The 9,293-nt window shown below is 74.9% G+C and carries 8 protein-coding genes and 1 pseudogene; all 9 read right to left on the bottom strand.

All coding sequences use genetic code 11. The annotated features are described in order from the left end of the window. Positions 1–67: 67 nt before the first annotated feature. Positions 68–1,012, bottom strand: coding sequence for a zinc ribbon domain-containing protein (locus tag ACNTMW_RS33960; protein ID WP_426638169.1), 945 nt, complete (start codon positions 1,010–1,012; stop codon positions 68–70). A gap of 587 nt (positions 1,013–1,599) precedes the next feature. Then, positions 1,600–2,145, bottom strand: coding sequence for a phage tail protein (locus ACNTMW_RS33955; protein WP_426638168.1), 546 nt, complete (start codon positions 2,143–2,145; stop codon positions 1,600–1,602). Next, on the bottom strand, positions 2,142–4,097 hold the full coding sequence (locus ACNTMW_RS33950; protein ID WP_426638167.1) for a putative baseplate assembly protein: 1,956 nt from the start codon (positions 4,095–4,097) through the stop codon (positions 2,142–2,144). Before ACNTMW_RS33950 ends, ACNTMW_RS33955 begins: the two co-directional genes overlap by 4 nt. Next, positions 4,097–4,501, bottom strand: coding sequence for a GPW/gp25 family protein (locus ACNTMW_RS33945; protein ID WP_426638166.1), 405 nt, complete (start codon positions 4,499–4,501; stop codon positions 4,097–4,099). The genes ACNTMW_RS33950 and ACNTMW_RS33945 overlap by 1 nt, the downstream gene beginning before the upstream one ends. 8 nt (positions 4,502–4,509) lie before the next feature. Continuing rightward, positions 4,510–6,450 (bottom strand): phage baseplate assembly protein V, encoded by a 1,941-nt coding sequence (locus ACNTMW_RS33940; protein WP_426638165.1) that lies wholly within the window; start codon positions 6,448–6,450, stop codon positions 4,510–4,512. Further along, on the bottom strand, positions 6,447–7,175 hold the full coding sequence (locus ACNTMW_RS33935) for a LysM peptidoglycan-binding domain-containing protein (protein WP_426638164.1): 729 nt from the start codon (positions 7,173–7,175) through the stop codon (positions 6,447–6,449). The genes ACNTMW_RS33940 and ACNTMW_RS33935 overlap by 4 nt, the downstream gene beginning before the upstream one ends. Before the next feature lie 76 nt (positions 7,176–7,251). Then, positions 7,252–7,710 carry a phage tail protein gene (locus ACNTMW_RS33930; protein ID WP_426638163.1) on the bottom strand — a complete coding sequence of 153 codons (459 nt, stop codon included), beginning with the start codon at positions 7,708–7,710 and terminating at the stop codon, positions 7,252–7,254. A gap of 33 nt (positions 7,711–7,743) precedes the next feature. Beyond that, positions 7,744–8,196 carry a phage tail protein gene (locus tag ACNTMW_RS33925; RefSeq protein WP_426638162.1) on the bottom strand — a complete coding sequence of 151 codons (453 nt, stop codon included), beginning with the start codon at positions 8,194–8,196 and terminating at the stop codon, positions 7,744–7,746. Positions 8,197–8,204: 8 nt separating this feature from the next. Beyond that, positions 8,205–9,293: pseudogene (locus ACNTMW_RS33920) on the bottom strand (hypothetical protein); the annotation flags it as partial.

Genomic DNA, 9,293 nt, shown 5'->3' with positions numbered 1-9,293 from the left:
GGGCGTCGCGGCCCCCCCCCGCCGGGGGCGGGCGGCACCCCCCCCGCCGGCCCCGGCCCGGTCCGCGTTACTTCCGGGCGAACAGTTCGATCTCGGTGATCGCGAGGTCGGTGCCGCTCACCGCCCGGTAGAACGACGTGATGTGCAGTTCGATCGTGGTGACCCTGCCGCCGGTCTTCAGGGTCACCTCCTGCGCGTCGGCGCTGTCGTCGAGCGTCAGGTCCTGGCTGCGGCCGGTGGAGTACACCACGTGCACCTCGCGCGGGCGGTGGGTCGCGCCGAAGTTGCCGCTGACCCCGACGCGTACCAGCGCCTTCTGGACGTCCACCGGGTGGTCGAAGCGCAGCACGAGGACCTGCTCCGGGCCGGTCGCGGGCGCGGCCCAGTAGGTGTTGGTGAACCCGTCGATCGTGGCGCCGGCCGGGTGCCCCGCGCCGGCGGCGGTGGCCGTGGCCTCAACCGGATGCACCGGTACGTACTGCGGTCGCACGGTCGACTCGACCCGGTGCGCGGCCCGGTCGACGTGCTCGTTGACCCAGGACCGGAACGGGGTGAACGTCGCGTAGACGATGCCGCCGAGGACCAGGACGAGCCCGATGAGCCGGCGCGCGCCCTGGACGAACGCCGGCATCCGGCGGGACTTCCTGCGTCGGGGCGCGGTGCCGGCCGCGGTGCCGGCTGCCGTCGGGGTTCCCGCGCCCGCCCCGGATCCGGCCCGGCGGCGCGGGAGCAGCCGGCGCCACCACGGGATGCGGACCGGCCGGGCGGTCGACAGCGATCCGCCGCAGCGACTGCAGAAGCGCCGGGTCGGCGCGTTGCCCTCGCCGCACTCGCCGCAGATGAGATCACCCTGGTGCGGTGGCGCCGTCGGGGGCGCCTTCGAGACCGCCCGTTGCGGCCGGGCGTCCTGCGGGCGTACCGCGGCCGGCTGGTCGGAGCGGGACGGTCCGGGGGCCGTCCGGTCCCCGGTGGGTGCCGGCGGGTCCACCGGCCGTGGGGCGGGCGGGGACACCGGGTCCGGCGTCAGCGGCGCGACGAGTGCCGCCCCCGGTGGCGGCGGTGGCGGTCCGGGTGGGCGGGGCGGCCCGCCGGGCGGCGGCGGTGGCGGTCCGGGTGGGCGGGGCGGCCCGCCGGGCGGCGGCGGTGGCGGGCCCGGTGGCGGTCCGGGTGGGCGGGGCGGCCCGCCGGGCGGCGGCGGTGGCGGGCCCGGTGGCGGTCCGGGAGGCCGGGGCGGTCCGCCGGATCCACCGGGCGGCGGGGGCGGTGGTCCGGGCGGTGCGCCCGGTGGGCGGGGTGGCCCGCCGGGCGGCGGGGGCCCGGGCGGTCCCGGTGGGCGCGGTCCGGAAGACGACGCCGCGCCCGGGCCACCGGCGCCGCCGCGGTCGACCGGCACGTGCTCACCGACGTCGAGGTACAGCAGCGACTGCACCCGGGCCAGGAGGCCGCGACGCGGCCCGGGCACCGGCTCCTCGGCCGCCGGTTCAGGTGCCGGCGGCGGCTTCGGCGCCACCTTCTCCCCGGTCCACTCCAGGAACCCGCCGCAGGACCCGCAGAAGGTGTCCACGTCTCCGTTCTGGAACCCGCACGTGCGGCATACGATCACCGGCTCACCACCTCGATGCTGTGTTGGACGTGCGCGGGTTTACTCGCCGTGACGGCGGCATCGACCGCGGCGCGCGACACCGTCGAGGCGTCGGGCACGGTGATCCGGATCGCCACCCGGTACCCGGGGCCGCCCGGCACGGGTGCGCCCGGCCGTACCGACCACGTGACTCCGGCGCCGTCGTCGATCTCGACCTCGCCACCGGTCAGCAGTTCGAGCAGGGTGCGCAGGCCGGTGAGGGTGCCGCGGGCGCGGTGCAGCCGGGCGGCGCTGGCCACCGCCGCCCGCCGGGCCGGCAGCGGTGCGTTCTCGTCGAGGACCGCGCCGACCCAGCCGGCCAGCCACTCCAGGAAGTCCTCGGGGGCGAGCATCGGGTCGACGTAGGCGTCCAGGCAGTCCAGGGTGGCCAGGATCGGCGCCAGGACCTCGTCGAGGCCGGCGGTGAACCGGACGGCGAACGGGTCCTCCTCCTGGTACACCGCCGGCAGCAGGTCGGCCAGCCGGTACGGGGTGGCCAGGCCGGGTATCGTTCCCCGGCTCACTGCTGCTCCACCCGGACCAGGTGCTGGTACGAGAAGACGAGACTGTCGGGTGGCAGGTCCAGGCGTGCCGTCTCGGCGCCGCGCTCGCCGGTGACCGGGTTGGCGCCGAACAGGCGGACGTCCTCGACCAGTTCGACCCCGCGTACCCGTTGCAGCACCGCGAAGACCTCGCCGACCTGTACCGGGCGGCCGAACGGCCAGCCGGTGCCGTCCGGCCCGCCGGTGAGCGGGTTGAGGAACCGGTGCAGCGCGGCCAGGGCCTCGGCCTCGATGCGGGCGGTGCTGGTGCGGGGCCGGGCCAGCAGGCGGGCGACCACGGTGACACCCCGGTAGAGCGGCGGCTCGACGTGGACCCGGGTGCCCACCAGGCGGACCTCGTCGAGGCGCTGCGCCACCCGGCGCAGGGTGTCCTGCGACGGCACCAGCGCCCCGAACGCCACCTGTCCGTCCTCGGCGGCGGCCGCGGGGACGACCAGCACCCGTACCGTGCCGGGGGCGATGTCGTCCTCCCCGGCGGTCAGGCAGCGCACCCGGGCCACCTCGGGCGCCGCCTCGCAGCTGATGGCCTCGTAGTCCTCGGCGGTGACTGCGCGACTGCGGGTGCGCAGTAGGATCGGACCGCGGTCCCTGGCCTGGTCGAGGGTCTCGCCGTCGGCGCCGCCCCGGGCGCGGCGCAGGTTGCGTACGCCGGCCACGAACGGGATCGACGACTTGAGGGTACGGATGGCGCCCGCACCGACGTTCCCGTCGGTGCCGCCGCCGACGCTGTAGCGGGTCATCCGGACCACGGCGTCGCGTTCGGGCGCCGCACCGTACTGGCGCAGCCCACCGTCCGCGAGCCGGACCGCCGGCCCGAACCGGACGGTCCCGGTGCTGGCGTCGAGGACGTAGTGCCGGTCGTCGGGGCCGCTGTCGGCGAACGTGTCCCGGCGCTGCCACGCCTGCCAGCCGTCGGCGGAGCTGACCTCCAGCAGGACCGGTGCGGCGCCGCCGAGGACCGGCGTACGCGACAGGGTGAACCGCTGGCCCGCCACGCCCTCGGCGACCCCCAGCACCTCGTTCTCGACGATCTCGGCGTGCACCGCGTCGACGGTGCCGCCGACAGTGCAGGCGGCGAGCGCGTCGATGACCGGGGTCGCGCTGTACGGCCGTTGGTGGGGCTCGGTCGCCAGGACCCGGGCGCGCAGCCAGCCCGCGCGGACGCCGTCGACGACCGAGGCGGTGTGGCCGGCCGGCAGGTGGACGATGATCTCGCCGGAGCGGTTGAGCCCGCCGGTGGAGTCGGTGCTCACCTCGCACGCCACCCAGTCCTGGCCGTCCCACGCCTCCCAGGCCAGCGGCGGCCACTCCGGGTCGACGCCGACCCCCTCGACCCGGCCGCGGAAGTCCAGCCGGACCGCGCACCCGGGTACCGGGTCGGACAGCCCGAGCTGCATCAGGTCGCCGGGCTGCGGGCAGTCGGTGAACGCCGGGAACGGCCGGCCCATCCGCAGGTCCTCGGTGCGGTCGGTGCCCGCGGCGTCGGCGCCCCCGCCGCGGGTCCGCACGGCCGAAAGCGCGCAGGGCAGGATCGGCAGGTCGGCGACGGTGGAGAAGACCAGCGACCCGGTGCGCTCGGTGCGCTCGGTGGCGACGTTGGTGCCGGCGGCGACGGTGAGTGGGGCGCTCGCGGGTGCCGACAGCCAGAACGTCACCGGCGCGACGGCGGCCACCGGCGGCAGCAGCTCCACGCCGATCAGGTCGAGGAACTTCAGGTACAGCCGGTCGGGTACCTGGTTGAGCCGGTACAGCACCTGGTCGGTCAGGTAGGCGAAGGTCTCGATGAGCGTGACGCCGGGGTCGGACACGTTGTGGTCGGTCCACTCCGGACAGCGCCGCATCACCATCCGCTTGGCGTCGTCGACGAGGTCCTGGAAACGCCGGTCGTCGAGGTCGGGAGCCGGTAACGCCATCAGTAGTCGCTCCCGTCGTCGGGGATGGTGTAGAACGGGAACACCAGGTTGCGGCGGTCGTTGGTCTCCTTGATCCGGTACCGGATGTCGATGTAGAGCAGGCTGGGGTCGGTGGCGTCGCCTGCGACCTCGACCTGTTCGACGTCGACCCGGGGCTCCCAGCGCAGCAGCGCCCGGCGCACCTCGTCGGTCAGTTCGGCGACCGTCTCCGGGGTGCCACCGCGGAACAGGAAGTCCCGCAGCCGGCAGCCGAACTCCGGGCGCATCGGCCGCTCGCCCGGGTACGTCGCCAGGATCAGCCGCATCGCCTGGACCAGTTCGGTGTCGCCGCGGGCGAGCGCGATCCCGCCGGTGGCGTTGACGCCGGTGGGGAAGGCCCATCCGCTGCCGATGAAGTCCGTCATGCCACCGCCTAGTTGAGCTTGATCTGCTTGCCGGAGATGGAGACCACGCCCTGGCTTTCGATCTTGATCGAGGCCGCGGCGGTGAGCTCCAGGTTCGCGCCGCCGTCGATCTTCACGGTGCCGCCGGTACCGGCCCGGATGGTGATCGTCCCGCCCGCGCCGACGGTGATCTCGACGGTTCCCGTCGGGGTGCGGCTGGCCGGCGGCTTCGGCTCGCAGCTGATCGTCAGGCTGCCGCCGGTCTGGTCCACCGTCAGGCCCATCGCGCCGTCCCCGGTCGCCAGGCTGAACTTCGAGGCCATCGGCGGGCCGGTACCCGGCGGCGGGATCAGCTCGTCCTCGAACAGCAGTCGGTTGCCGGATCCGGACACGAAGCCCCGGCGGACCACCGTGCCGGCCATCCCGGTCGACTTCACCGCTGACCCGCCGAGGTCGTACGCGGTGTTGTCGTTGATCAGGCCGCCGAGCACGTACGGCCGGCGCGGGTCGCCCAGTTCGAAACCGATCAGGACCTCGTCGCCCACCTCGGGAGTGAACAGCGCCCCGCTGTGCTGCCCGGCGCCGAACTGCGCCACCCGGGCCCAGTCCGACTCGTACCGCGGGGACAGCCACGGCAGCGCCACCTTCACCCGCCCGTGGTGGTCGGGGTCGTTGTTGTTGGTGACCACCCCGCACACCAGGCCGGGGATCCGGGTCGGACCGCCCTGGGTGGCGCCCAGCGACGCGAGGCCGAGCAGCGAACGCTCGTGCCGGCCGCTGACGAAGAACCGGGTGTGGTAGCCGCCCTCCGTCTCGTCGAACACATGCCGGGCGTTGGTCACCGTCCAGGTACCGGCGAACGCGGCGGGTACCGCCGTGATCTCCACCCGCGCGCCGGCCTGCACGTCGGGGCTGCCGATCGCGTACCCCTCGGCCTCGGCGAACGTGCTGCCGATGTGCTCGGCCACGCCCTTGGCCACCTCGGCGGCCGCGCCGCCGGCCGTCGCCCCGGCCGCGAGCGGGCGGTCGGCCAGCACGAACGCCGTGGCGCTCGGCTCCGGGCCCAGGCTCGGCAGGCCGGGGACCGCCGGCAGCGGCACCCCGATCGGCAGCGAGAACCCGCCGAAGGACCCGGCCAGGCGGGCCGGGTCCTGCCCGGGGATCTCGGCGCTGCCGGTGCGTACCGGTGCCGTGGCGGTGACCGCCGCCGCGGCCTTCGGGTCCCACAGCCGCACCTCGACCTCCGGGGTCAGGTTGGCCGCGGTGACCCGGGGCAGGAACGTGATGAGGTTGTCCTTGAACGTGAGCGTCGTCGGCCCGGCGCCGGCCAGGCTCGCCGCGGCGCTGGCGACCGCGCCCAGCGCCCCGCCGCCGGCCGGCATGCCCGGCGGGCGGCGGAAGAAGAACGTGCCGTCGGCCACCCCGGTCTCGTAGCCGACCTCGCGGGCCCGCTGCTTGAGGAACTCCCAGTCGGTCTGCGCCACCTGGGCCAGGTGGTCGTGGGCGGTGGCGGTGTCGTCGACGGTACCGATCTCCAGGCCGGCATCGTCGGCGACCTTGCGGGCCACGTCCGAGTCGGTCATGTTCACGAACGTGCGGGTCCGCCGGGCCCGCTGCAGCCGGTGCGCCGTGGAGTACCCGCGCACGACCGTGTAGATGTGCAGGTCGGCGCAGATCGCCTCGATCGAGGTGACCTCGCCGGCGATCAGCTTCCTCGCCTGCTGGCTGTCCGGCGCCCCGCCGTACACCTCGACGGCCACCCCGATGCGCAGCCCCGCGTCGGCGGCGACGCGCCCCTCCTCGTCCAGGAAGGTCAGCTCGAAGGTGTCCGGCAGGTGCAGGTGGGTGTCGACGACGACGCGGGTGAGCAGCCGCTCCACGTCCGGCCGCAGCGGTACGCCCGCCGGCGAGCCCACCGTCACCGACGCGCGGACGGTCGCCGCAGCGCCGGCCAGTCCGGGTACCGTCATCGCCGCTCCCCGCCGAACTCGTCCGGGTTGGGCAGGTAGACCCGGTCGCCGGCGCGTACCCGCAGCGGGTCCTCGATGCCGTTGCACGCGGCGATCTGCCGCCACGCGGCCGGGGTGCCGTACCGGCTGGTCGCGATCGCGGCCAGCGACTCGCCGTCGGTCACGGTGTGCGCGCGCCGGCCCGGCAGACCGCCCGAGGTCGGGTTGGTCGACAGCACGCCGAGCAGGCTCGGCTGCTGTTGCAGCGTCATGCCGACCTCGGCGCGGACCGGGATGCCGCTGGGCGCGAACCGGGTGTAGTTGACCGAACAGGCGGTGACGTTGACGTCGTACATGAAGCCCACCGCCGGCGGTCCCCACTGGAACGTCACCAGCGGCAGCCGGGCCGCCAGGTTGACGGCGCCGCCGGTGGCCGCCGACAGCGCCGCCCCGGCGATCGCGCCGAGCAGGCCGCCGCCCGGGGTCATCCAGTTGAGCAGCTGGTCGCAGCGCGGCTTGGTGTCCGGCCCGTAGAAGATGACGTTGGACAGGATGATCTGGGCGGCGGCGGCGCGCCGGAAGATGCTGCCGCTGGCGCCGGCCGGCGCGCCGCTGTTGGGGCTGGCGCTGGCCCGGCTGGTCACGTTCGCCGACCGGCTCATCCGGACGCTGTCTGGGTTGATGTCGAAGGTGACCACGCCGGGCGGCATGGTCGACCGGAGGATCGCGGGTACCCGCGCGCTCATCGCCGCCTCCTCGCTGTTGGTGTCGCGCCCCTCGCCGTTGGTGTCGCGTCGCTCGTCGTCGGCGTCGCGTCGCTCCTCACAGGAAGCCCTCGTGGACCAGTTCGAGGGTCTCGACCGCCACCTGCTGTCCGCTGGCGTCGAGGTTCGGGCCTTTCCAGGCCGCCGGGTACACGTTGCGCAGCGACCACGAGGCGACCTCCTGCCGGTGGGCATCCAGCAGGGTGATCCGGGCCGTCCGGGCGGTGTACCGGGTGGGGGAGTCGGCGCCGTACCAGTCGGCGACCACCGTGGACAGCCACTGCTGGACGCGCAGCGAGTCCTGCCGGTTCATCGCCCGGGTGAGCGTGATCCGCGGGTACACCACCCGGTCGGGCAGGATCGGCTGGTACGCGTAGTTGGCGCCCTCCTTGACCAGGGTGCTGGTGAAGTCCACCGACAGGCCGGCGCAACTGCTCCAGCCGCCCAGGTCCACCTCATCGACGACCACCCGGAACCGCATCACCAGTCCGAGCGGGGTCTCCACCGCCAGTGCCATCGCCTGCTCCTCCCGGCGTGTGCGCAGCCTGCTCTACAGCGTCTTGGAGTCCTCGAGGAACCCGAGGTGGGCCAGTTCGAGGGTCTCGGTGGCGACCCTGCTGGCCCCGGCGTCGAAGCCGGTGATCGACCACTTGACCGGCATGACGTGCTGGAGTTCCCAGTCCATCACCGGGTCCCCGGCCGAGTCGTGGAGCACGATCTTGCCGCTGTACGGCTTCCACTGGAACGACGTGTCCGACAGCCACTTCTTGACCTTCTGCGAGTCGTCGCAGGCGGCCCGGGTCAGCCGGATCGTCGAGTACTGGGTGTTGCCCGGGAAGTACCAGCGGTTGTTGCCCTGGTCGCCCGCCCGGTACTCGGCGATGTCCCACTTGACGTCGAGCCCCTCGGCCTGGGCCCAACTCCCCAGGTCGTACGCGGCGAAGTCGATCTTCACGGTGAACCGGTTGGCGAGGCCGAGTTTGGTCTGGTCACTGAGCGGCACGGTTCCCCCTACCGGAAGTCGGTGAGCAGGCCGGCCCGCTCGCGGTCGAGCAGCAGCTCCAGGCGGAGCCGGCTGCGCAGGCGGTCGTAGAGCCGGCCGGCGAGGTCGTCGAGATCGAGGTCGTCGGCCTCGACCAGCGGTCGCCCGGAGTCGGCCACCGGCCGGCCCGGCGTGCCGGAGCCGGTACCGGCGGGCGCGGTCCGGTGCTCGGCCGGGACCGCCCCGGCGCCGGCCGCGCCGCCGGTGGTGCGGCCGCGTAGCGCGCGCACCTCCTCGGCGGCCAGCTCGACGCCCCACGGGTTGGTGGCCAGCTCGGCCAGCCCGTACCGCAGGTCCCCGGCGAACTCGCCCCAGGTGCGCACCGACTCCGGCGCGGTACCGGCCGCGGCGGCCTCCTCCTCGTCGAGCTGCCGTTCGATCTGCGCCCGCTGCTCGTCGCTGAGGTCGGTGATCTCCGCACCGCCGGCCGGCACGTCGGCGTTCAGCAGCGCGAGCGCCTGTTGCCGCAGCTCCTCGCGGCGTCGGAACCGGTCGTACCCGGTACCGACGGACCCGGTCGGTCCACTGTGGCCGGAGGTGGAGCCGGCACGGTGGCCCGCCCCGGCTCCGCCGCCGGACCCGGTCCCGCTGCCGCCGCCGGACCCGGTCCCGCTGCCGCCGCCGGACCCGCTGCCGGCTGTCCCGGACCCGGACTCGGACCCGTCGCCCGTCGCTTCCAGGCCGAGGGCCCGGCGCTGCACCTGCGGGTCGATGGCCCACATCTCGAAGACGGCGGCGCCCGCGGCGGCCCGCATGGACCGGCCGTACTCCTGCCAGCTGGCCGGATTGGCCTCGTCCCGGTCGGTCCGGCCGCGGTTCGGGCGGTCGCGGTCGGCCTGCCCCGACCCGACCGCCGGGGTGCCGGCCGGCGCGACAGGTGCCGCCACCGGTGCCTGGCCCGCCGGTGACGCGTCGACCCCGCCCGCCGGTGGTACGGCGGTCGGGGCGGGGTGGCGTCCGGTGGCGGAGACGCGCGGATGGACCAGGGCGGTGGGCGGCCCGGCCCGCTGGATGCGGCCGGGTACCGGGCCGGGTGGCGACCCCCCGGCGGCTTCGCC

Source organism: Planosporangium spinosum (genome assembly GCF_049999945.1).
In the GTDB taxonomy this organism is placed as follows: domain Bacteria; phylum Actinomycetota; class Actinomycetes; order Mycobacteriales; family Micromonosporaceae; genus Planosporangium; species Planosporangium spinosum.
The sequence above is the reverse complement of the archived record's forward strand: the minus strand, read 5'-3'. Positions and strand labels throughout refer to the sequence as shown.

Excerpts from the sequence above, each read along its gene's own strand:
- ACNTMW_RS33950 (WP_426638167.1), bottom strand. The coding sequence starts at position 4,097 with ATGGCGTTACCGGCTCCCGACCTCGACGACCGGCGTTTCCAGGACCTC.
- ACNTMW_RS33945 (WP_426638166.1), bottom strand. The coding sequence starts at position 4,501 with ATGACGGACTTCATCGGCAGCGGATGGGCCTTCCCCACCGGCGTCAAC.
- ACNTMW_RS33940 (WP_426638165.1), bottom strand. The coding sequence starts at position 6,450 with ATGACGGTACCCGGACTGGCCGGCGCTGCGGCGACCGTCCGCGCGTCG.
- ACNTMW_RS33935 (WP_426638164.1), bottom strand. The coding sequence starts at position 7,175 with ATGAGCGCGCGGGTACCCGCGATCCTCCGGTCGACCATGCCGCCCGGC.
- ACNTMW_RS33930 (WP_426638163.1), bottom strand. The coding sequence starts at position 7,710 with ATGGCACTGGCGGTGGAGACCCCGCTCGGACTGGTGATGCGGTTCCGG.